The organism is Leifsonia sp. 2MCAF36 (genome assembly GCF_052115525.1).
Taxonomy (GTDB): domain Bacteria; phylum Actinomycetota; class Actinomycetes; order Actinomycetales; family Microbacteriaceae; genus Leifsonia.
On record NZ_JBFRGV010000001.1, the window covers coordinates 675,400 to 697,699 of the forward strand.

At 67.1% G+C, this 22,300-nt stretch carries 20 protein-coding genes and 1 rRNA gene; 5 read left to right on the forward strand and 16 right to left on the reverse strand.

Annotation, left to right across the window (positions count from 1 at the left end; genetic code table 11):
- Window positions 1-15 precede the first annotated feature (15 nt).
- A complete protein-coding gene (locus AB4079_RS03225) occupies window positions 16-981 on the reverse strand; it encodes a DNA-3-methyladenine glycosylase family protein (RefSeq protein WP_441785832.1) in 966 nt (321 codons plus the stop codon).
- A gap of 85 nt (window positions 982-1,066) precedes the next feature.
- On the opposite strand from AB4079_RS03225, the gene AB4079_RS03230 reads away from it, so the two are divergent.
- On the forward strand, window positions 1,067-2,437 hold the full coding sequence (locus tag AB4079_RS03230; protein WP_441785833.1) for an FAD-binding oxidoreductase: 1,371 nt from the start codon (window positions 1,067-1,069) through the stop codon (window positions 2,435-2,437).
- A 44-nt stretch (window positions 2,438-2,481) separates the two neighbouring features.
- Here AB4079_RS03230 and AB4079_RS03235 read toward each other — a convergent pair whose 3' ends face one another.
- Together AB4079_RS03235 and AB4079_RS03240 are read right to left on the reverse strand one after the other, a co-directional pair.
- On the reverse strand, window positions 2,482-3,033 hold the full coding sequence (locus tag AB4079_RS03235; RefSeq protein ID WP_441785834.1) for an acyl-CoA thioesterase: 552 nt from the start codon (window positions 3,031-3,033) through the stop codon (window positions 2,482-2,484).
- A gap of 249 nt (window positions 3,034-3,282) precedes the next feature.
- On the reverse strand, window positions 3,283-4,989 hold the full coding sequence (locus AB4079_RS03240) for a ricin-type beta-trefoil lectin domain protein (protein ID WP_441785835.1): 1,707 nt from the start codon (window positions 4,987-4,989) through the stop codon (window positions 3,283-3,285).
- Window positions 4,990-5,173: 184 nt separating this feature from the next.
- Between AB4079_RS03240 and AB4079_RS03245 the strand changes: the two genes are divergently transcribed.
- A complete protein-coding gene (locus tag AB4079_RS03245) occupies window positions 5,174-7,246 on the forward strand; it encodes a glycoside hydrolase family 2 protein (RefSeq protein WP_441785836.1) in 2,073 nt (690 codons plus the stop codon).
- Window positions 7,247-7,335: 89 nt separating this feature from the next.
- On the opposite strand, the gene AB4079_RS03250 is transcribed toward AB4079_RS03245, so the two are convergent.
- The 3 genes from AB4079_RS03250 to AB4079_RS03260 form a co-directional block, all read right to left on the reverse strand.
- Window positions 7,336-8,337, reverse strand: coding sequence for a LacI family DNA-binding transcriptional regulator (locus tag AB4079_RS03250; RefSeq protein WP_441785837.1), 1,002 nt, complete (start codon window positions 8,335-8,337; stop codon window positions 7,336-7,338).
- A gap of 91 nt (window positions 8,338-8,428) precedes the next feature.
- Window positions 8,429-9,331, reverse strand: coding sequence for a carbohydrate ABC transporter permease (locus tag AB4079_RS03255; protein ID WP_441785838.1), 903 nt, complete (start codon window positions 9,329-9,331; stop codon window positions 8,429-8,431).
- Entirely contained in the window at window positions 9,328-10,173 is an 846-nt protein-coding gene (locus AB4079_RS03260) for a carbohydrate ABC transporter permease (protein WP_441785839.1), read from the reverse strand. Before AB4079_RS03260 ends, AB4079_RS03255 begins: the two co-directional genes overlap by 4 nt.
- Between AB4079_RS03260 and AB4079_RS03265 the strand changes: the two genes are divergently transcribed.
- On the forward strand, window positions 10,166-10,360 hold the full coding sequence (locus AB4079_RS03265) for a hypothetical protein (RefSeq protein ID WP_441785840.1): 195 nt from the start codon (window positions 10,166-10,168) through the stop codon (window positions 10,358-10,360). The two genes, AB4079_RS03260 and AB4079_RS03265, sit on opposite strands and share 8 nt — an antisense overlap.
- A 16-nt stretch (window positions 10,361-10,376) precedes the next feature.
- Here the strand turns inward: AB4079_RS03265 and AB4079_RS03270 are convergent, their stop codons facing one another.
- The 4 genes from AB4079_RS03270 to AB4079_RS03285 all read right to left on the reverse strand — a co-directional run bounded on the left by AB4079_RS03270 (window position 10,377) and on the right by AB4079_RS03285 (window position 14,543).
- Window positions 10,377-11,774 carry an extracellular solute-binding protein gene (locus AB4079_RS03270; RefSeq protein ID WP_441785841.1) on the reverse strand — a complete coding sequence of 466 codons (1,398 nt, stop codon included), beginning with the start codon at window positions 11,772-11,774 and terminating at the stop codon, window positions 10,377-10,379.
- A gap of 148 nt (window positions 11,775-11,922) precedes the next feature.
- Window positions 11,923-12,270 carry a nuclear transport factor 2 family protein gene (locus AB4079_RS03275; RefSeq protein ID WP_441785842.1) on the reverse strand — a complete coding sequence of 116 codons (348 nt, stop codon included), beginning with the start codon at window positions 12,268-12,270 and terminating at the stop codon, window positions 11,923-11,925.
- A gap of 43 nt (window positions 12,271-12,313) precedes the next feature.
- Window positions 12,314-14,197, reverse strand: a complete 1,884-nt coding sequence (menD, locus tag AB4079_RS03280; RefSeq protein ID WP_441785843.1) for a 2-succinyl-5-enolpyruvyl-6-hydroxy-3-cyclohexene-1-carboxylic-acid synthase — start codon at window positions 14,195-14,197, stop codon at window positions 12,314-12,316.
- On the reverse strand, window positions 14,190-14,543 hold the full coding sequence (locus tag AB4079_RS03285; RefSeq protein ID WP_441785844.1) for a PLDc N-terminal domain-containing protein: 354 nt from the start codon (window positions 14,541-14,543) through the stop codon (window positions 14,190-14,192). The genes menD and AB4079_RS03285 overlap by 8 nt, the downstream gene beginning before the upstream one ends.
- A gap of 42 nt (window positions 14,544-14,585) precedes the next feature.
- Here AB4079_RS03285 and AB4079_RS03290 point away from each other — a divergent pair, with 42 nt between their 5' ends.
- Complete coding sequence (locus AB4079_RS03290) at window positions 14,586-14,867, forward strand: DUF4229 domain-containing protein (protein WP_441785845.1); 282 nt, start codon at window positions 14,586-14,588, stop codon at window positions 14,865-14,867.
- Here AB4079_RS03290 and AB4079_RS03295 read toward each other — a convergent pair.
- Genes AB4079_RS03295 through AB4079_RS03305 form a run of 3 tightly spaced genes read right to left on the reverse strand, consistent with a single transcriptional unit; the run spans window position 14,855 to window position 17,955 of the window.
- Window positions 14,855-15,838: a 1,4-dihydroxy-2-naphthoate polyprenyltransferase gene (locus AB4079_RS03295; protein WP_441785846.1), complete on the reverse strand. Its 984-nt coding sequence runs from the start codon at window positions 15,836-15,838 to the stop codon at window positions 14,855-14,857. The genes AB4079_RS03290 and AB4079_RS03295 overlap by 13 nt on opposite strands.
- Before the next feature lie 26 nt (window positions 15,839-15,864).
- A complete protein-coding gene (locus AB4079_RS03300; RefSeq protein WP_441785847.1) occupies window positions 15,865-17,031 on the reverse strand; it encodes an AMP-binding protein in 1,167 nt (388 codons plus the stop codon).
- A gap of 12 nt (window positions 17,032-17,043) precedes the next feature.
- Window positions 17,044-17,955 carry a 1,4-dihydroxy-2-naphthoyl-CoA synthase gene (locus AB4079_RS03305; RefSeq protein WP_441785848.1) on the reverse strand — a complete coding sequence of 304 codons (912 nt, stop codon included), beginning with the start codon at window positions 17,953-17,955 and terminating at the stop codon, window positions 17,044-17,046.
- A 56-nt stretch (window positions 17,956-18,011) separates the two neighbouring features.
- Here AB4079_RS03305 and AB4079_RS03310 point away from each other — a divergent pair, with 56 nt between their 5' ends.
- A complete protein-coding gene (locus AB4079_RS03310) occupies window positions 18,012-19,004 on the forward strand; it encodes an o-succinylbenzoate synthase (RefSeq protein WP_441785849.1) in 993 nt (330 codons plus the stop codon).
- Between the two features lie 19 nt (window positions 19,005-19,023).
- On the opposite strand, the gene AB4079_RS03315 is transcribed toward AB4079_RS03310, so the two are convergent.
- From AB4079_RS03315 to rrf, 3 genes are all read right to left on the reverse strand, one after another.
- Window positions 19,024-20,043, reverse strand: coding sequence for an HAD-IIA family hydrolase (locus tag AB4079_RS03315; protein WP_441785850.1), 1,020 nt, complete (start codon window positions 20,041-20,043; stop codon window positions 19,024-19,026).
- Entirely contained in the window at window positions 20,018-21,946 is a 1,929-nt protein-coding gene (locus tag AB4079_RS03320; protein WP_441785851.1) for a hypothetical protein, read from the reverse strand. Before AB4079_RS03320 ends, AB4079_RS03315 begins: the two co-directional genes overlap by 26 nt.
- Window positions 21,947-22,055: 109 nt before the next feature.
- Window positions 22,056-22,172, reverse strand: a 5S ribosomal RNA gene (gene rrf / locus AB4079_RS03325).
- Window positions 22,173-22,300: the final 128 nt, after the last annotated feature.

Genomic DNA, 22,300 nt, shown 5'->3' on the forward strand with positions numbered 1-22,300 from the left:
TCGCGTGGACGCGGCTCAATGCCAGCGGTGGTCCTGAACGGCCATGCGCGGGCCGAGCCGTTGGAAACGGAACCCGCTCGCGAGGATGAGTCGCACCACACGCTGGCGGTGACCCCGCCACGGCTCCAGCAGTTCGAGCATCCCCTCGTCGTCGACGCGGCGACCGATGAGCGCCTCCCCCACCTGGTGCGCGAGGTGGTAGTCGCCGACGCTGACGAGGTCAGGGTGACCGCGTGAGCGCTGCAGCGTCTCGGCTGCCGTCCACACCCCGACGCCCGGGATCGTCCGCAATACGTCCTCAGCCGCGCTGAGGGTATCGGCCGCGTCGATCGTGCGCTCCAGCGACGGCGCGACGGCGAGCACTGCCTGCACGGCCCGCGCTCTGCGCGGATCGACGCCCGCGCGGTGCCAGTCCCAGGAGGGGATGCCGCGCCACTGCTCCAGCGTCGGCGTCACACGCATGCCGTCCGGCGCGGGGCCGGGCGCGGGCTCACCGTACCAGCGGAGGAGGCGTGACCAGGAGCGGTAGGCCTCCAGACTCGTCACCCGCTGCTCGATGATCGCCGGGAGGAGCGCCTCCAGCATCCGCCCCGTCCGCGCGAGCCGGAGACCCGGGTTGCGGCGGCGACTCTCGCGCAGTAGTCGATGGCTTTCGACATCGAGCTCCGACCAGTCGTCGGTCCGACCCAGAAGATCAGGCACGGCGGCGACGGCCCACTCGGCGCCGGGTCCCCAGGCGGCAGCCGACACGGATCCGTCCGCGGCGGGCCGATGGATGCGCAGCGTCGCCGCGCCCGCCGGAGTGCGCCAGGTGCGCCACATCCCCCTCAGGTCCCACACGGTGGTGGGGTCGTACGGGCCTCGACCGAGCATCGCCAGCGTTCCGGCGAGATCGAGGGGCCCGGCGGGGCGATACACGGTCTCCGCGTCCGGTACCGCGTTCGACCCCGCGGCGCGGGGAGCAGGCAGGACGGCGGACATGCACGAATGCTACGTCACACAGCTGACGGTGGACGTTCGCCGAAGGGGGTACCCGCATGTCGGTGGCCTCCCCTAGATTTCCGACATGGGAATCGAACTCGACACGACCGCTGTCGCGCGCCTGCGCGACCGGGTCACCGGAACCGTCTACCTCCGCGGCGAGGAGGGGCTCGCCGCGGAGATCGCCTGCTTCAACCCCGCCATCCGTCACGACCCGGAGATCGTGGTCGCCCTCGCGAGCGACGACGACGTCGTCGAAGCGGTCAGCTTCGCCCGAGCCGCCGGCCTCCCTGTGCGTGTTCAGGCGACCGGCCACGGTGCGGAGGCTCCGATCGTCGGGGGCATGATCCTCTCGACGCGGAGCTTGGACGGGCTCTCCATCGACGCGGACTCGCGGCTGGCCCACATCGGCGCCGGTGTCCGCTGGGCGCCGGTCATCGTGGCCGCGGCGGAACACGGCCTCGCGCCGATCACCGGATCGTCCACGAGCGTGGGTGCCGTGGGCTACACCCTCGGAGGAGGAATCGGCCCGCTCGCCCGCACCTACGGCTACACGTCCGACTGGGTGCGCGGTTTCCGCGTCGTCACGGCGGACGGTCGCATCGTGACGGCCGACCGAGACACGAACTCCGATTTGTTCTGGGCTCTCCGCGGCGGCAAGGGCGGTCTCGCGGTGGTCACCGAGATGACACTGGAGCTCGTCGCCTTGCGCTCGCTGTACGGCGGCAGCGTCTTCTTCGAGGGCGGCGCGATCGAACCGGCGCTGCGCGCGTGGATCGACTGGTCTGCCGACCTGCCCGACGAAGCGACGACGTCGATCGCTCTGCTGACGTTTCCGGATGTCGACGGCCCCCCGCCGCCGCTGCGCGGCCGCACCGTCCTGAGTGTCCGCTTCGCCTATCCCGGGGTGAGCATCGAGGGCGAGCGGCTGTTCGCCCCGATCCGCGCGGCTGCTCCCGTCTACCTCGATTTCGTCGCCGAGATGCCGACGACAGCCGTAGCGAGCATCCACAACGACCCGGAAGAGGGCGGCCCGGCCTGGATCCGAGGCTTCATGCTCGACACGTTCGATCAGGATGCCGGCGACGTCCTTCTGGAACTCGCGGGGCCCGGTTCGGGATCCCCCTTCCTCTCGGTGGAACTCCGCCAGCTCGGCGGCGCCACCGCGCGCGACACGGCAGACGGCACGGCGGTGGGCGGCCGCGACGGCGGATACACGCTGGCACTCCTCGCTGCCGACCCGTCGACGTTCGCCGAGGCAGCGCCGGCCCGGGCGCTGGCTGTCGCCGACGCGCTGAGGGATCGGATCTCCGCGATCACGAACGTGAACTTCGCCGGCGACCTTGCCGACCGAGCGGCATTCGAGGGGGCGTGGCCGGATCCGGTTCAGGAGCGGCTGGCAGCCACGCGTTCGCAGTGGGACCCGGACCGCGTCTTCGCCTTCGGGCCGTCCTGATCCCTACCGGTCTCGATCACTCGGTCCAGGTCACTCGGTCCGGGTCACTCGGCCCAGACGCTCGGCGCCTCGGCGCGGGTGGACGGCAGGGCGGCGTCTGATCCCCATTCGATGAGCCATTGAGGGATGGTCACATCCTTCGGAGAGGGACCCACGGCGTCCAGCAGCTCACCGATCGTCACGACGCCGCCTGTGCGCTTGAGGAACCGCGCGCGGATGAAGGCCTGTGTGTAGATCTCGCCGTCCACGGTGAATCTCTGCTCGACGTACACCGCCTTCTCATCGAACCCGAGAATGCGCGACTCGATGATGAACGGTTGCCACAACTCCAGCGACTTGCGGAAGGAGATGGTCTCCGAGGCGACCACCGGATACCAGCCGCGCTGCGCGAGGATCGCCCACACCCCGCTGCGGCGCAGCAGGTCGAAGCGTCCGACGTCGGCGATCGACAGGTACACACCGTTGTTCATGTGCTTCAGGATGTCGAGGTCGGTCGGGAGCACGCGGAACCGCGTGCGCGCCACATCCCAGTGACCGAGCCGTGGCCCGAAGCGCGAGAGGATCGCGTGAAGCATCGTCCGGAAGATCATGTGCACGCCGTCATGTTAGTGATCCACCGGCATATCCGTGGGATCGTTGTGCAACCTCTCCAAGTGTCATCCACATGGAGCGGCGCCAGCTTGTACGGAGCGCGTGTGAGATGCATAGATATCTGGCGGAGCAGAAGAGATACGTGGCGGAGCGCTACCCGATAGACGGCTTGTCCGCCCTATACAAATTGGAGTTGGGCTCGTCGCGTTCTCTCCGGGAGTGCGACGAGCCCACGTCCTTCGCTAGTGCGATTCCTAACTAGTCGTTGGCATATGCCACACCTGCGTTGACAGGCCGTTGCAGTCATAGATCTGCAACTGGGTGCCGTCCGTGGTCACGGCCGCCGGGTCATCGAGGCATCGCCCGGATTGCGGGTTGTACAACGACCCGTCGGGTCGGGCAACCCACTGCTGGCCTCCCACCGCGTGGTTGCACCCCCACAGTTCGACCTTCGTGAAGTTGGCGGTGCCATTTCCGACGATGTCGAGGCACTTGTCGTAGGCGCGGATTGTGCCGTCTGTCTCGAGCGCCCATCGCTGCCCTTCCGCCACACCGCAGGTGTAGAGCTGGACAGCGTTGCCATTGTTCGAGGTGTTGGTGTTGACATCGACACACTTTCCCGTGGCGCCCGGTCCCGTGATAGCACCGTTCGCCGTCGGGAGGGTGGCCGAAGCGAACTGCGTCTCACACTTGCCCGTAGAGATGTGTGTTCCCGCGAGCATGATGTAGCTCGATCCTGATGTCGCACCGAGCAGCGGCGAGCTGTAGCCAGCGCATGCGGTCTCGCCCGTGTCGTACCCCCCTGTCGGGTCGGTTGTCACCGGTGTCGTGATCTCCTTCCACGCTCCAACACCCAGGTTCGTGTTCGTGAACAGGACATGCCCGGTCTCCGGCAGGACCGCCAGCGACCCGTCGGCGCCGGCGACAACACGCTGACCCGACACGATGAGCGTGCCATTGGCACCGCCGGCCGGCGACCAGGTGAGGTACGGCGTGTGCAGCAGGAAGCGTGAATCGCTGGTTTGTATCCGCGTTCCCAGGCTGCCTGGCGTCCACGATTCCGCATTCGATGTGGTCTTGATGTACACATCGCATGCTTGGTCGGGGTCGTACCCGGCTTTGCAGTCCTCATATGTCATTGCGTAGGTGCCGTTCGGGAGGTTCACGACTGTGGCCATTCCCGGTCGCTCGACACCGTTCTGGAGGGCGACGTCGTAGACCTCGCTCCCCCAGGTTGAGCCACCGTTCGTGGATACGACGTGCGCGAGGACCTGCGGGTAGTTGTTCGACGACGGGCGCTCGTCTGAGAAGTAGCAGACCAGGTCGCCGTTGGCTGCGACGTCGAACTCGGGCTCCCAGATACCGTGACCGGTGGTATTGGCAGTGCCCGACTCCGAGGCGCATGAGCTGCGGTAGCTCCAGGTCGCTCCCTGGTTGGTCGAAGTGAAGACCTCGACGGCCTGCTGGGTGTAGTCACCGTGGTTCCAGGCTGTTCCGGCCGCCACCAGCGTCCCAGCGGCCAGCGTACCTTCCGTCTGCGGCAACTCGTAGAGGGTCGGGCCGTCGAGATCCCAGCCGTGCTGGGTGTCCGTCACCGTTCCGATCGGTGAGGAGGTCCACGTCACTCCGTTGTCAGTCGAGCGGTAGATCGGGAAGCTTGCCTTGGCTGTGCCGTTGCCGGAGAGGGCAAACGTCGCCAGGAGCGTACCGTTGGCCGATCCTGAGTGCTGCAGTCGGACGACGCGCGGGTAGCTAGCGTCCTCGGTCGAACCGGACGCCGTGCTGGGGGCATAGAGCACGCCGCTCGACGTCGTGGCTGCGACGGCCGGGGATACCGACTGGACGACGCCACCGAAGCCGAGAGCGACGGATGCGGCGACGACCAAAGCAGCCAGTCGCCGCGTTTTCCTTTGCCGCCCCAAGGTGCCGGTCAGCGCTCTGCGAGTAACGGATGTGACCATGTGATTCTGCTTTGCATCGTTGCATTGTGGGATTCGCGTAGAGGCTATCGCCGATCACTGTATATTGCAACGCTGCAATACGCGTGTTAGCGTGAGGCGATCGCGGTGAAGCCCAAAGGCCTCGGATGACGTCTTCGAGCTCATCCGTGCCGTTCTGACCTCCTATCCTTGAAGGAATCACTTCGTGACCGACTCCCTGGTAGCGCTCCCCCTGACCGAATCATCTCGATCTTCGATCCCTCGTCCGGAGTACCCGCGTCCGTATTTCGATCGGTCGCACAGCTGGCAGTCGCTGAACGGCGTGTGGGACTTTGCTCGAGATGGCGGGCACGTGGTTTCAGCACCGGCGTTGGAGGACTGGACCGAGAAGATCCTGGTGCCTTTCGCGTGGGAGACCGAGGCTTCGGGCGTCGAGGCGCAGTGGCTCGATCGCGCCTGGTATGGGCGAGAGTTCACGATCGCCCCAGAGGTGGCGGCCGGCCGAATTATCCTGCACTTCGGAGCCGTCCAGCACTCCTGCACGATCTGGATCGATGACACTAACATCGGGTCGCACGCCGGCGGGTACGTGCCGTTCGAATTCGACATCACGGACGCACTCGCCTTCGGCCCTACCCACACGCTGACAGTTCGGGTGGATGCTCCCATAGACAAGCGTTACATCGCCCACGGCAAGCAGCGGAGCGTCCCGCGCGACGACTACGACGGATGCTCATTTACGCCGACGAGCGGTATCTGGCAGTCGGTCTGGCTCGAGGGCCGCCCGGCGACCTATCTGGCCACGCTCGGGCTGACGCCCACAGCCGACCTCGATGGCATCCTCGTGAGGGCCACGATCTCCGGCCCCTCGGCGACCGGAGCGACCGCTCGGATTGCTCTTGACGGGGTGGATGCGATTTCCGTGGACCGCTCGGCTCTCGATTCGGGAGTGGTCGTTGGTATTCCCTCACCTCGCCTCTGGTCGCCCGAGGATCCACACCGCTACTCCGTCACAGTGACAGTGATGAGCGATGACGGTGTCGATACCGTCACCGGGGAGACAGGGCTGCGACGATTCGAAGCCCGTCGCCGCGAGCTGTACCTCAACGGTAAGCGGATCTCGATGCGCGGGGTCCTCGATCAGGGCTACTGGCCGCGCACTGGGCTGACGGCCCCCGCTGACGAGGCTTTCGTCCGCGACCTGGAGATCGCCCGGGACGCGGGGTTCAACCTCGTCCGCAAGCACCTCAAACTCGAGGACCCCCGTTTTCTGTACCATGCCGACCGTCTCGGGATGCTCGTCTGGGCCGAGCCCGCGTCGACCGGCCGCTTCTCGACGGAGGCCGCAGCGGCTTTCGCCGACCAGATCGAGCCGATGTTCCGCCGCGATGGCAACCATCCGAGCATCGTCATCTGGGGCCTGTACAACGAGGAGTGGGGACTTGACTGGGCACTCCCCGACGACCCCGCTAAGCAGGAGGCGGTGCGCGACGCGTTCCGGCTCATGAAGCGGCTCGACCCCCAACGCCCCGCAGTCGACAACTCGGGGTGGACCCATCTCGAAACGGACCTCGTTGACTGGCATGTGTATGACGAGAAGCCGGCCGGATGGGCGCGAAAGGTTCAGCATCTCGTCGTCGACCCGTCTCCACGCTTCCCCGTTGCAATCGCCGTCGACGCCATCGTCGACAAACGGCTCATGGTCAAAGGCGAAGTGCCACAAGACGTCCCCTTCGTGAACAGTGAATTCGGCGGTGGCTACACCTCTATCGAGCGCGGGTGGAACCTCCACTGGCAGACCCAGGAGCTCCGCAGACACGATTCGATCGCCGGCTACGTGTGGACGGAACTCACCGATATCGAGCACGAGACCGCCGGTATCGTCGACTTCGAGCGCCACCTGCGGGATCATGGTGGGCGCCCGGCGGCCCACGCCAACGCCGAAACGGTGACGGTCTTCGATGTGATTCCAATCGAGCCCGGCCGCGACCTGATCGCCTCCGATGGTGTGGCCGACTTCCGGGTCGCGGTGTCGCACCACGGGGCCGCGCCCATCGACGTGACCGTCCGTGCCGCATGGGGACCGATCTTCGGCGAAGAGCCGACGACACCGACCGAGAGGGTCGGGACCGTTCATGTGGAGCCGTTCCGCCTGAGCCAGACGGTCGCGGTCAATATGCCGATGCCTCCTGCGTCGACCGCGGCACGCTTGCACGTGCTGCTCACTGACGCGACGGGCGTTGTGGGCCGTGGATCGGTCGACGTCAGCCGAGATTGAGTTGAGGGCCGACGCTCAGCAAGGAGGGGACTCATCGTTCAGACCGGTCCCCTCCTCCGCCCGTCACCGACGTCGACGGGTACTGACAATCACAGAGGCCGGCCGACGGTGCTCTCTCGCACGATCAGTCGGTGCGGGGCGCGGAGCTCTTCGGCAGGCTCCCGCGCCTGGTCGCCGAGCCTGGCAACCAGCCGCTCAAGCGCGAGCCTGGCAATCTCCGGTTTGTCCGGCGAGATCGTGGTGAGCGACGGCGTGTGATACCGGCCGGCCTCGATGTCGTCGAATCCGACCACGGCGACGTCCTCCGGCACCCGCAGGCCGGCCGCCAGCAATGTGCGGATAGCGCCGATCGCGAGCAGATCGTTGTAGCAGAAGACTGCATCCGGTGGAGGACCGGGGCGTTCCAGGAGCGCGGTCATTGCACTGGAACCATCGGAGAAGTGAAAGCGGCGTGTCGGAACGATGAGCGACCGGTCGACAGCGCGACCGCGCGCCGCGTGAGCGAGCTCGTAGCCGCGCGTGCGTTGCTGAGCCGTTTCGCCTGTCTCGTACGGCTGATCACCGATGGCGGCGATCCGCTGACGGCCGAGATCGATCAAGTGCCCGGTCGCTTCCTGCGCTGCGGCCACGTTGTCGATCGTGACGTGGTCGTTGTTCCCGTCGGCGATCCGTTCACCGAGGAGAACCAGCGGTGCAGCCGCTTCACGTTGGTCGAGATCCGCCTGCGACAGTGCAAGCGGACTCAGGATGATGCCGTCGAACATGGCTGCACGGCCGTCGCGGGTCATCAACTCTTTCTCACGATCGGGGTCGCCGTCGGTCTGGTCGACGACGACCGTGAATCCGAGATTGCGACCAAACGTGACGATGAACCGGGCCAGCTCTGAGAAGTAGGGAACGTCGAGTTCCGGTACAACGAGGGCGATCAGGCCGCTGCGGCCGGCTTTGAGGTTACGGGCGGCGACATTCGGACGATAACCGAGCGCCGCCACGGCTGCCTCGACACGCTCTCGCTTGGCATCCGAGACCGGGACGTAGCCGTTGACCACGTTGGAGACCGTTCGGATGGACACGCCAGCGAGCTCGGCCACGTCCTGCAGGCGCGGGGCACCCATTCAATACCTCCGGAGTCTGGTAGAGCACAGCATATTGCAGCGATGCATAATCGACCAGCGCGCATTGTCATCCGGTGGTTGCGCCCTGCAGCATCCCCCCGCGGAAATACCGTTCGAGGCAGAGGAAAAGGACGATGAGGGGAAGCACCGTAACGAGGCCGCCGGTGATCAGGATGGGGACGAGGTCGGCTTTCGAGCCCGTCTCGGCTGCCTGGGACAGCGAGGAGAGGCCGACAGTAAGCGGGTAGAGGCTGTTCTTGCTGAAGATGACCAGGGGCAGGAAGTAGTTGTTCCACACGGCGACGACGGTGAGGAGGAAGACAGTGAGAAGGCCCGGAATACTGAGAGGCAGAGCGATTCGGATGAAGATGGCAAGTTCGCTCGCTCCGTCGAGTCGTGCTGCTTCGATGAGATCGTTGGGCACGGATGCGTCGATGAAGGTACGCATGAGCACGATGCCGACGACCGACACCATGCTTGGCAGGATCATGCCCCAGATCGAGTTCACCAGCCCGACCTTCGCATAAACGAGGAAGAGCGGGAGCGCGATGGACGTGATGGGGACGAGCAAGGTCGCCATGACTAGGAAGAACAACGCGTTCGACCCGCGGAAGCGATAGCGGGAGAATCCGTAACCTGCGAGGGCGGAAAGCAACGTGGCGCCGATCGCGCCGATCACCGCGTACAGCAGAGTGTTTTTCAGCCAGTCGACGAATACGCCGGCGCCGCTGATGTCCTGGCCAAGTGCTGCGATGTTGTCGAAGAGCTTGAACGGACCGCTGAACCAGAAGCCGAAGCTCTGGTAGACGTTGGCTTGGTCCTTGGTCGCGTTGATGACCAGCCAGAGGAGCGGGCCGATGATGAACGCGGCGAAGAGGAAGACGAATGCGATCACCACTCCGCGCGTCCAGCGGTTCAGCCCGTAAAGGTGCGCGGGCACCTGCTCCGGCGCTGTTTTCTGGCGACTCATTTGACCTCTCCCTTCCGGCGCTGGAGCGCGAACGCGCCGACCGATATGAGGCCGATGATCAACGCGAGGATGACCGCCGCTGCCGCACCGAGGTTGTACTGGCCGCTGCCGACCGCCGTGTTGTAGACGAACAGCGACGGAGTGAATCCGAACGAGATGGCCTGCGGCTGGAAGGCCGCCAGGATGGACGGTTCGGTGAACAGCTGAAGCGCTCCGACCGTGTTGAGGAAAGCGAGCATCACGATGGACGGGAAGACCATCGGCAACTTGATACGGAGGATGATCGTCAACAGAGACGCGCCCTCGACGATTGCAGCCTCCGTTACCTCTTTCGGGATGGACTTGAGCGAGGTGAACAGAATGGTCATGTTGTAGCCCGTCCACCCCCAGATCACGATGAGCAAGATGGTCGGCAGGATCAACTGGCTGGAGAAGAAATCGATGTTTCCCAGTCCGAGCGACTGCGCAAGTTTGGCGTAGGGGCCGAAGCCGGGCAGGAGCAGAAATGACCACATCACAGAGGCGACCACACCGGGGACGGCGAAGGGCATAAAGAAGACGGTGCGGAAGAACCGGCTGAACGGGACGATCCCCGCGTCGAAGATGGCCGCGAAGGCGAACGCGAGACCGATAGTGACCGGAACCTGGATGACCCCGAACAGGAGCACGCGACCGACACCCTCCCAGAACGCGGACGAGTGGAGGACGGTGACATAGTTGTCCAGCCCGGAGAAGCGTGTTCCGCCCACGAGCCGGCTCGTGAACAGGCTCGTGTAGACAGCGTAAACAGTTGGCACCAGCATGAAGAGGCCGAGCATCAGCATGTGCGGGGCGATGAACACGGCGCCGGGCCACTGCTTTCGCGATGTTCGGCGTCGGGTGCGGGGCGACGTCAGCCTCGACGCAGCGTTCGCCGGCGATGAGGGGCTCGCCGAGCGCGTGGCACGAATCGTGTGCTCTGACATGGGTTCCTTCCGCGAGGTCGATGCCGAGGTGCTCATCGAAGGGCGGCCTCGGCATCGACCGTGATGGTTGTGCCTTTGCGCTAGTTCGTCGTGACCGTGAAGCCCTGTGCTCGCGCGTATGACACGATCGACTTCTGGAATGACGCGAACGCCTGCGAGAGCGTCTCACTTCCCTTCGTCACGCCGGCGAAGCTCGAGGTCCACTGCGTGAGGGCGGCCGTCATGATCGGGGGCCACTCCGGGCTGACCATGTTCTGCGCGGCGGCGGCGAAGGTGACGTTGGGCGTTGACGAGGCGGAGATCGGAAGCGTCGTCGCCTGGAAGGCCGGCGACGTGAGAAGGGGGAGGTAGGCGGGGAAGGCGCCAGCGACGGGGCCGCTGAGAATCTTCCACGCGTCACCCGAGCCGCCGAACCACTTCACGAACTCCGCAGCCTGCTTGGCGTGCGGAGTGCCCTTGATCACGGCAAGGCTTGATCCGCCCCAGTTGCCTGAAAGACTCGCGCCGGCTGCCGCCTGCGGCATCGGCGCGGCGCGCCAGTCGCCGATCGTCTTCTTGATGCTCAGCTGCATCCCGACCGGACCCCATGCCGGGCTCAGCCGGGCTGCGTTGGCGCCGCTGTCGAGGTTTGCCCACTGCTCGGGCGAGAAGTCTCCGGCGGTGGTCACCTCCTTGGCATCGATGAGCTTCTGCCAATACTGCGCGAACGCTGTCTCGGCAGCTCCCGTGAAGTGGATCCCGAGCTTGTCGCCGCCGGTGTAGCTGAACGGGAAGGCGTTGGACTGCTGCATGAGCGCCAGAACATCCTGGGCGCTCTCCGGGTCGAAGTTCGTGATGGCCGCCGAGGGGTTCTTCTGCTTGAGTGTCGCTGCCGCTGTCGCGAAGTCACTCCAGGTCGTGGGTACCGATACACCGCTTGATGCGAACTCGGTGCTGTTGTAATACAAGGCGAGCGGGCCGAGATCAACCGGCATTGCAAAGATCTTCTTGCCCTGAGACACCTGCGACCAGGCCACGGGCGCCTCGTTGGCCTTGGCCGATGAGACACCGTACTTGGAAAGGTCGACGAGACTGTTCGTCACCTCGAACGACGGCAACTCAAAGTACTCGATCGTAGCGACGTCCGGCGTTCCGCTCTTCGCTGTGAGCGCGTCGCTGAGCTTCGTGTACTCCGCTCCCGCTGCGCCCGCGTTCTCGAGCTTCACGCAGATATCTGGGTGCGACTTATTGAATTCTTTGACGGCGAGGTCGTAACCGGCCGGCCATCCCCAGAAGGTCAGGGGCGTCGCCGAGGACGTGCATCCCGCCGCGGTGGTCGACGACGCACTGGGAGACGAGGCGGCGGGCGTTCCTCCACTGCTGCATGCAGTCAGAGTGACTGCTGCGATGAAGGCGAAGGAAGCAGCGGCAGCAGCGCGACGGCGACCACGACCGTGCGAAGCGTCGCTGACGCGCGGGCGAAGCGGGGGGAATCGCATGTTGGTCCTATCTTCATTGACTGGATCTCTTGGCGAGATCCGCAGCCGTTTCTGCTGCGGTGATGCCGACCCTATCAAGTATATTGCAGCGTTGCAATCGAGCGTCAGTTCGCCATGTACGTCTGCATCTCACAGCGCGACACTCACGTCAACCGATGCGGAGGCTCGCGATCAGGCCATCCCGAAGCGTGAAGGTCATGGGGCCGGTTCCGTTGTAGCCATCGCCCGTCACCGTCAGCGTGACGACGTAGCTCTCCGGATCCGTTCCCGCACTCACGTCGACCAGGGCGAAGTGTGCGTTGACTCCGATGTTGTCCGTGCCGTCCCAGCGTCGAACCCCCTCGCGGCCATGGAACTCCCGCCCCCAGTCACTCAGGAAGGCGTTGGGCGTGAAGGCATTGACGAACGCTTCGGAGTCGCCACTATTGGTCGCGTCGATGAACCGCCGGATCGGTTCGGGCAGGTTCGTACCGGTGTCATCGTGTGTCTCGGTCACAGGACGATTCTGGACCAGAACGGGCTCCCGGCGTCAGGCTCTCTCAGCGCGTGAGGGGGACTTCGAGGACGCTGAGGCCGGCGGGCGGCGCGGACAGCGCCTGGTCGAGCTCGCCCTTGGTGCGGGCGATGGCGTGGTGCCACCCGTATGCCTGCGCGAGGGCCGCAAGATTCGCCGCTTGTGGTGTGTACAAGACACGGTCGAATGCCGACTCCGGCGCCGTGCCGGCGACTTCGAGGCCGTCGAAGATGGTCCCGCCGCCGTCGTTCCCGACGATGACCTGCAGATGGGGACGCGTCTCCCCGACCCCGAACAGGAGCGAACCGACGTCGTGGAGGAGAGCCAGGTCGCCGAGCAGCACGCGCGTCACGCCGCTCGGAGTTCCGGCGATCTCGGCGGCCCGTTGACTGGCGAGCGCGATCCCGGTCGCCGTCGCGATCGTCCCGTCGATGCCCGCGAGGCCGCGATTGGCGTGGACGGAGATCTTCTTGCCCGGCACGACGCGGTCGACCTCTCGGATCAGTCGGGACGCACCGAGGACGAGCCGGTCGTGCGGCCAGGTGTATCGCCAGACCGCTTCGGCGAGCAAAGCCCGGGTGATCGGTGCGCGGATGGCCGCAAGTTCGGCCGTAGCAAAGGCCAACGCGTCCGCCGGCTCGAATGAGCGCGCCTTGTCGACGTCGGGTGCGACGGCAGCGGGACCGGCGTCACGCTCCGCCTGCTCGGCGATGCGGCGGCTGGCGAACACCCAGCGCCCGACCCAGCCTCGGACCTCCGGCGTGCGGACATCGATCGACCCGTCAGCCTGCACGCCGCCGACCACCTGCGCCCGGCGGCCCGGATTGTAAGCCTGAACACCCGTCGGGGCGACGACGATCACCTCGACGTCGTCGCGGGTGAGGAGTGCCGGCACCTCTCTGCTGAGGGTCGGGTGCCCGAACACGACCGCCCGTTCGACCGCGCCCCCGAAGGTCTCGTCACGAAGGAGTTCGCGGTACGAGACGACCAGATTGGGACCGAAATGGGCGCCGCTCGACACTTCGGCGAGCAGAGGGAAACCACCTTCGCGTGCGAACTCCTCCGCGATGGGACCTGCGTCCGCTCCGGCGACGACGACCGTGCGCACTCCGCCCGCGATCGCAACAGTGTCACGACCGACGGCCGACGGCCCCGCGGTCTCGGGGAGCCGGCCCGTCAGTTCTTCTGGCACCACCGCTTCTGGCACCAGCGCTTCCGGGAGGGCGGGAACCGCTGCCGAGAGCGGCTCGCGGAACGCTACGTTCAGGTGCGCAGGCCCCGGGTCGGCGGTGTCCGCACCGACCGCCGCGCGCACAGCCGCCTCGGCGAGCGCCACCGCGCGTTCCGTCTCGTCCTCACTCCCGACCGGGGCTTCGACGTCCACCGACCAACGGACGGCCGCCGCGTACAGGCCGTCCTGCTGCGTGGTCTGGTTCGAGCGGATGCCGCGGAATTCTTCCGGGCGGTCGCCCGTCAGGACGATGAGGGGGATGCCGGCCTCGTGGGCCTCGAGCACCGCCGGGTGCAGATTGGCGGTCGCGGTGCCACTGGTGGTGATCACGACCGCGGGAGCGCCCGTCTCGCGGGCGAGCCCCAGGGCGAGGAAGCCGCCGGAGCGCTCATCGATCCGCACGTGGAGCCGGGCGGACCCGGAGCGCTCCAGTTCGGCGGCGACCAGCGCGAGGGCCTGGGATCGCGAGCCGGGGCTGACGACCAGGTCTCGCACACCGTTCCGCACGAATGCGGTCAGCAGCGCTATCGAGAAGTCGGTCGCCGGGTTCCCCGTCCGGAGGTCGTCGAACGTCTGGAGGTCGTCGACCGTCTGGAGGTCGTCGACCGTCTGGAGGTCGTCGACGGGCGCAGCGATGCCCGCCGCAGTGGAGTCGCCCGTGTGCGGGCGCTCACCCATCCCGGCGGCCGGTCTGGTCGTTGTCCGGGCCGTCGTCGAGTTCTGAGAGCTCCTTCTCGAGCTTGCGGATCCGCTCCTCCTGGTCGTGGTCCATCCGGAGCTTGCCCAAGAATTCTGGGTCGTCGTCCGGAGCGGTCACACGACGACCGAGAGCGGCCTTTCGACGACCGCGGCCGATGAGGAACCAGAGGACCCCGCCGATGATGGGGAACAGGATGATGATGAGCAGCCACACGGGCTTCGGAAGGCCACGCACGCGGGATCGGTCGAACAGGGCGCAGTCTGCCACCGAATAGATGTAGAACACCAAGGCTGCGACGCCGAGGGCTATCCAAAGGCGGACCATGCGTCAATCGTAACTCTCAGAGACGGTCTCTAAGCTGGGAGGGTGAAGCGGATTCCCTCCTGGATTACCTACACCGTGCTGCGCCTGCTGGTCTTCGTGGTGCCGCTGGTGATCCTGCTTCTGCTGGGCGTCATCTGGTGGCTCTCCGTCATCGCAGCCGCTCTCATCGGGCTCTGCCTCTCCTACATTTTCCTCAGCCGGCCGAGGAACGCCGTCTCGTCAGACCTGTACGCCGTGCGTCACCGCGACAAGCCTGCACGGTCGGAGGACGATGATGTCGAGGACGCCGCCGTCGACCGCGAGCGCGGCGATCAGAACGCGTAGGCGGCGCCGAGCGCGATCCCGACGAGCAGCCCGGTCAGGCTGGTCAGCTGCAGCGCCGTCACCAGCTCCCGCGGTGACCGCCCGAACAGCGTGATGACGCATGCCGGGAGCGCCGCGAGCAGGGCGAACATCCCGAACCAGGCCAGCGGGTAGAAGACGGCGAGCACGGCGAGGATGCCGAACGGCACCAGCAGCAGCACGCAGAAGACGATGCGGGAGGCCACCCAGCCGAGGAGTACGGCGAGGGTACGCTTCCGAGCCTGCCGGTCCGGTTCGATGTCGCGGATGTTGTTCACCATCAGAACCGCGCAGGCGATGAGTCCCGCGATCACGGCGCCGTACCAGGACTCCTGGTTGACGGTTCCGGCGAGCATGTAGGTGGTGCCCGCCGTCGCCACCAGGCCGAAGAAGACGAAGACGAAGAGCTCGCCCAACCCGTAGTAGCCGTAGGGTCGCCTGCCGCCGGTGTAGAACCAGGCTGCGGCGATCGCTGCCGCCCCGATCAGCAGCACCCACCAGTGCTGGGTGAGGATGACGAGGATGAGGCCGGCCACCGCCGCCAGTGCGAAGAACGTCAGCGCCACCGTGAGGACAGCGCGCGGCGCGGCCTTGCCCGAACCGGTCAAGCGACCGGGACCGACCCGGAACCGATCCGTACCGCGCACGCCGTCCGAGTAGTCGTTCGCGTAGTTGACCGCGATCTGGAGCAGGACGGCCACCGCGAGGCACAGCAGCGAGCGGACGGGGTGCCAGATTCCCGGTCCCTCCGCGACCTTCGCTGCTCCGACTCCGATGAGCACGGGAGCGACCGCCAGAGGGAGCGTTCGTAGTCGTGCTCCGGCGATCCAGTCGGCAGTCGTGGCGGGCTTGACGGCGGCGGCGGCCGCGCCCGGCCGGCCGCTTCGGCCTCCGCGCGGTCCGCGCGCCATCGGCGGGGCCATCCGCTGCATCCGTGGCTTGTTCTCACTCATCACAGAGCGAATCGTAACAACATCGGCTATGCCTCTTGCTCGCGGACTGCCGCAGCGAGTGCGACCCGGTCCGGCTTGCCACTCGCCAGTCGGGGTATCGGGTCCAGTTGGATGATGCGAGCGGGTGCCGCTGCCCGCCCGAGTCGATCCGCGACGGCCTGCCGTAGATCCTGCAACGACGTAGTCGACGATCTCTCCGTGACGACGACCGGCACCTGGCCCCAGTCCGCACTCGGCACGCCGACGACGACGGCGTTCGCGAACCCCGACATGCCGTGAACGACTCGTTCGACCGCGTCGAGCAGGACCTTTTCGCCTCCGGAGATGATGACGTTGTCCGATCGGCCGAACACGGTCACCCGTCCATCGACCGACACCTCGCCGAGGTCGCCAGTGCGGTACCAGCGCGCGCCGCCCTCCTCGTGGAAGGTCGCTGCCGTCCGTTCGGGGTCTCCGAGGTATCCCTCGGCGAGCACGGGACCCGCGATCTCCAGGAGTCCCCCCGTTTCACGCACGGCCGTGGTGCCGATCGGCCGCCCGTCGTAGACGCAGCCGCCGGCCGTCTCGCTCGAGCCATAGGTGCTGATGATCCGTGCCCCGAGCCGCTCGGCGCGCTCCCTGAGCTCAGAATTCAGTGCTTGACCTCCGACGAGGATCCCGTCGAATCCGCGCAGGGCAGCGACGACGCCCCGCGAACCGTTCTCGGCTGCCTCCACGAGCCGCCCGAGCTGCACCGGAACCAGAGAGGTGTAGCGCTTCTCGTCGCCCAGGTCAGCGGCCAGGTCGGCGAATCGCCGAGCGTCGAAGTGCCCCGTTCCGTAATAGATCGGCTCGGTCTCCGCCGCCAGGGAGCGCACCAGGACTTGCGCTCCCGCGACGTAGTGCGCCGGGAGCGCAAGCAACCACCGCCCCTGTCCGCCGAGTGCCCCTGCGGATGCGGCCGCGCTCGCCAGCAGCGCGTCGGCGGACAGCGCCACCCGTTTCGGCACACCCGTCGAACCGGACGTCTCGATGACGAGCGCGACGTTCTGTGCCACGGTCTCTCCGGGGTGTGGCCAGCGCGTAGTCTCCTCCGGTTCCGTCGCTTCCGACCGCGGCACCACCGCCGCGCCCGCGCCGGCGAGCGCGTCCCGCAAAGCAGCGAACACCTCCTCCGGCCGGGAGGCGTCTACCACCCGCAACCTTCTCGTCATGGTGCCGCCACCTCAGTACTGCCAGGGGAACGGTGACCAGTCCGGCTCGCGCTTCTGCAGAAAGGCGTCGCGGCCCTCGACCGCCTCGTCCGTCCCGTACGCGAGCCGCGTCGCCTCCCCGGCGAACACCTGCTGCCCGACCAGACCATCATCGACCGCGTTGAAGGCGAATTTGAGCATCCGGATCGCCGTCGGCGACTTGGTGAGAATCTCGTTCGCCCACTCGAGCGCCACGTTCTCCAATTCGGCGTGCGGCACGACGGCGTTGACCGCTCCCATCTCGTATGCTCGCTGCGCCGAGTACTCGCGAGCGAGGAAGAACACCTCCCGACCCACCTTCTGCCCGACTTGACGAGCGAAGTACGCCGAGCCGTAACCGGCGTCGAATGAGCCGACATCCGCATCCGTCTGCTTGAAGCGCCCGTGCTCTTCGCTCGCGATGGTCAGATCGCAGACGACGTGCAACGAGTGCCCCCCGCCGGCGGCCCAGCCCGGGACCACTGCGATGACCACCTTCGGCATGAAGCGGATCAGCCGCTGCACCTCGAGGATGTGGAGTCGCCCGCCGCGGGCCGCGTCGATCCCCGAAGCGGTCTCCCCTTCGGCGTACTTGTAACCGTCTCGACCTCGGATGCGCTGATCTCCTCCCGAACAGAAGGCCCATCCACCGTCTTTCGGGCTCGGGCCATTGCCGGTCAGCAGAACGACGCCGATCTTCGGGTTGGTGCGCGCGTCTTCCAACGCCGCATACAGCTCGTCGACGGTGTGCGGCCGGAAGGCGTTGCGTACCTCGGGCCGGTTGAACGCGACCCGCGCGATACGACCGCCGACGTCGTGGTGATAGGTGATGTCGGTGAGCCCACCGAATCCGGCGACCTCGCGCCACACGTCGTGGTCGAAGAGTTCTGAGACGTCCGCTTGCATGGGTCCAGCCTACGGTTCACGGTTCCGCGCGGGTCCGGACGTGCAAGACTGTGGAAATGGTGCCGGAAATCGCCGACCTGTTAGCAACTGCTCGGGTTGTGTCCCTCCCCCTGACGACGCGCTTCCGCGGCATCACGGTGCGTGAAGCGGTCCTGTTCGAAGGTCCGGAAGGCTGGACCGAGTTCTCGCCGTTCGTCGAGTACGACGACGCCGAAGCCGCCGCCTGGCTGCATGCCGCCATCGACTTCGGGTGGCGCGCCACTCCGCCGCCTCTGCGCGACCGCATCCCCGTCAACGCCACCGTGCCCGCGGTCGCCGCGAGCGATGTGGATTCTATTCTGGCCCGCTATCCCGGCGCCCGCACCGCGAAGGTGAAGGTGGCCGAGCCGGGCCAGACTCTCGCTGACGACGTCGCCCGGGTGCGAGCCGTGCGCGAGACGCTCGGCCCGGAAGGACGCATACGCGTCGACGCGAACGCACTCTGGAACGTCGACGAGGCGGAGCACGCCATCCATGCCCTCGCGCCGTTCGACCTCGAGTATGTGGAGCAGCCCTGCGCGACGGTCGAGGAGCTGGCCGAGTTGCGGCGCCGCATCCATTACATGGGCATCCCGATCGCGGCGGACGAGAGCGTGCGCAAAGCCGCCGACCCGTTGGCCGTCGCGCGGTCGGGCGCCGCGGATCTCCTCGTGGTGAAAGCCCAGCCGCTGGGAGGCGTGCACTCCGCTCAGCGCATCGTCGCCGAGTCCGGACTTCCCGCCGTCGTCTCCAGCGCCATCGACACGTCGGTCGGCATCGCCATGGGCGCGTACCTTGCGGCTGCCCTCCCCGAGCTGGAGTTCGACTGCGGACTCGGAACGGTGGCCATGTTCGTGGAGGACGTGGCCGACGAGCCGCTCCGGCCCCAGGACGGCAGTATCCCGGTCGTGCGCCCGACCGTCTCGACCGGCCGGCTCGACGCGCTCCAGGCCGACGCCGAGCGTACCCGGTGGTGGCTCGATCGGGTCAGGCGGTGCCACCGCATCCTGGAGCACGCGGTCGCGCTCTGATCGGCAGCTCGCGCTGGCCTCAGCTGTAGAGGCGTTCCGGAACCTCGAGGCCGTAGATCGCCCGGCCCGAATTCCAGATGGCGGCACATGCGGCGCGCAGCAGGTCGACCTGGTCGGAACCCTCGGACACGATCCGGACGTCGTTCCCATCGATCGCGACGGTGGCATCCCGGACACTGACCGACCCGTTCCGGCCGGTGCGCACCTCGGGATACGGCTCGTTCAGTCCACGCAGGTCGCTGAGGATGAACGTCGGCCGCGACTCCGCATCCGCCGCGAGCAGTTGCTTGCCCCGGTCGACGCCGGTGAGAACCAGCACGGACGCGATCCCGGCGCGGTTGGCTCCGAGGATGTCCGTATCCAGCCGGTCGCCGATGAAGAGCGGCTTCTGCGCACCGAACCTGGCCACCGCCTCGTCGAAGATCGCCCGCTCGGGCTTGCCCGCGACCAGAGGGAGTCGGCCGACCGCCGTATGCACCGCCGACACCAGAGTGCCGTTTCCCGGAGCGATGCCTCGCGCAACGGGAATCGTCCAATCCGTGTTCGTTGCGATCCAGGGCCGTTCGGCGTCCGTGCGGCCCTGCAGCGCGAAGGATGCTTCGGCGAGGTCCGCCCAGCCGATCTCCGGTGAGAACCCCTGAATGACCGCGGCTGGTCCGTCCTCCGCCGAGCGCGTCACGGTGAACCCGGCCTTCTGCACCTCGTCGACCAGCCCATCGCCACCGATGACCAGGATGCTCGCGCCCGGAGGGACGTGCTGCGCGAGCAGCCGAACCGCGGCCTGAGGTGACGTCACGACATCCGACGGCTGCACCCGGAGACCCAGCTCGCTGAGGTGATCGGCGACGGTCGCATCCGTTCGGGAGGCGTTGTTGGTGATGTAACCGACCCTGGTGGTTTCTGCAATCGAGTTCAGGCTGCCGACGGCGTGCGGGATGGCGTCCGGGCCCGTGTAGACCACGCCGTCGAGATCGGCCAGCACCAGGTCGACACCGTCGAGCGGCGCCGGCCCGTCACTGCTCCGTCGAAACAGCGCCATCGTCGGGCTTGTCCTCTCCGTCGTCCTCGCCATCCACCGAGATGTCCTCTTCGACGATGTCGATCGTCTCGAACTCGATCTCCTCTTCGATGATGTCGATCGTCTCGAGCTCGTCGGCCGCGTGCGCCTGGTCGAACGCCGCTTCGGCGCGCGCAGCGCGCTCGCGCCACTCCGCAGCCTGATCGTCGCGCCCGAGCTCTTCCAGGACCTCGGCGTACGCGTGGAAGAGGTCGACGCTGTAGCTGAAGGCCCGGTCGGGGTCCAGCTGGGGGATCTCCAGTTCGGCAAGCGCCGCTTCGGGCTGCTGCAGGTCGAGGCGCGCGCCGGACATCGCGATGGCCAGGGACACCTGGACGTCCGCGGGCAGCGTGGAGCGATCGACGGAGCGTCCGAGCTCGAGCGCGCGGTCGGCGCGCCCGACGCCGCGTTCGCTGTCCACCATGAGGGGAAGCTGGTCGTTGGACCCGGAGATCCGTCGATACGTGCGCAGCTCCCGCAGGGCCAGCGCGAAGTCGCCGATCGCGTACGCAGTGATCGCTAGCGTTTCGCGGACCACCGCCACCCGACCCGCCCGCCGGGACGCCGAAACGGCGTGCTGGTGCGCGAGCTCCGGATCGGACTCGATCAGCCTGCCTGCCATGACCAGGTGCTTCGCGACCCAATCGGCATTGTCCTTGCTGAGCGTCTTCAATTCGACGCGCGCCTCACCGGGAAGGTCGCGGGCCTGGATGTCGTCGGGGATGATCGGGTCGTCGTGCCGCGGACGGATCGACTGCAGTTCGCGCGCGCGCTCTGCGTCTTCGTCGTGCTGGCGGCTGTCGTCGCGGGCGTCTCTGTCGCCGCGGGCCGGCCGGCCCTCTCGCGTCCAGAGCTTGTCATCGCGCCCCGGGCGCTGAGCACCATCGCGACGCTGACCGCCGTCGCGACGCTGACCGCCGGACTGTCCGCGAGTCTCGCCCGAGCGGTAGCCGCCCTGCGGGCGGTCCCCCTCTCGCGCCTCGCGAGGGTTGCTGCGGTCGCCGCCGCGGTAGCCGCCTTGGGTGCGATCGCCCGAACGCCCCTCACGGGAACCACTTCGCTCGCCTCCGCGGTAGCCGCCCTGGGCGCGCTCATTCGAGTATCCAGACGCTCCGCGCTGTCCGCCCCGGTAGCCACCGTCGTTCCGATCGGTGGACCGGCCGTCGCGGGAGTCATTGCGCTCTCCGCCACGATAACCGCCCTGGGGGCGATCACCGTAGCGCCTCTCGCGAGACCCATCGCGCTCAGCACCGCGGTAGCCGCCCTGCTGCTGACGGTCGCCCTGCTGGCGGTCGCCGGAGCGACGATCGGGCGAGCTGCTCCGCTCACCGCGGCCGTAGCCGCCCTGCTGACGGTCGCCGGACCGCCCATCCCCCGAGTTGCCGCGGTAGCCGCCCTGCTGACGGTCACCGGAATGCCCATCACGCGTTGGGTTGCTCCAGCGCGGACGATCACCCTGACCGGTACGGGATGCGCCCGAGCGCTGGCCGCCCGAGCGCTCACCACCGGAGCGCTGACCTCCAGAGCGCTGACCGCCGCTCCGGTCGGAATCTCCGCCGCGATAGCCCGCACGCCCGCCATCGGTGCCGGAGCCACGGCTTCCGTCACCCGCCGGGCGATACCCGCCCGAGGTGCGGTTCGGTCGCGAGTCGCCTTCGTTGCCGCCGCCGTCCCGCGAGCCGCCGGGCCGACCGGAGCGCCACTGGCTCCCGCCGCTCGAGTTGGAGCGGTCACGGGATGCGCCGCCGGCGCGAGGCCGGCCGTCGCCGTTGCTGTCGTTTCGGGGGTGGCGCTGGCCGTCGCCCGCCCGGGCGGGACGTCCCGGCTGCTGCCGACGCTCGGAACGCTCATTGCGAGGGTTCTCGTCTGCCGGTGTGTCGCTCACGGCTTCTCCTGTCGAATGGGCGGGTCGAGCCCAGCCTATGCTTCGTGCTGCTACCGACCCCGTTAACGCGAAATGGCCACCCATCACTGGGTGGCCATCTCACAAAGAAGTCCGGCGGTGTCCTACTCTCCCACAGGGTCCCCCCTGCAGTACCATCGGCGCAGAGAGTCTTAGCTTCCGGGTTCGGAATGTAACCGGGCGTTTCCCTCTCGCTATGGCCGCCGAAACACTATTGATGTATCAAAAGTGAACGTCGAGCGTTAGCTCGAATCAGTTCTCGACCGTACATCGAGAACCACATAGTGGACGCAAGCAATCTTGGCCTCTCATACCAGCCTTACAACATGTATGAGA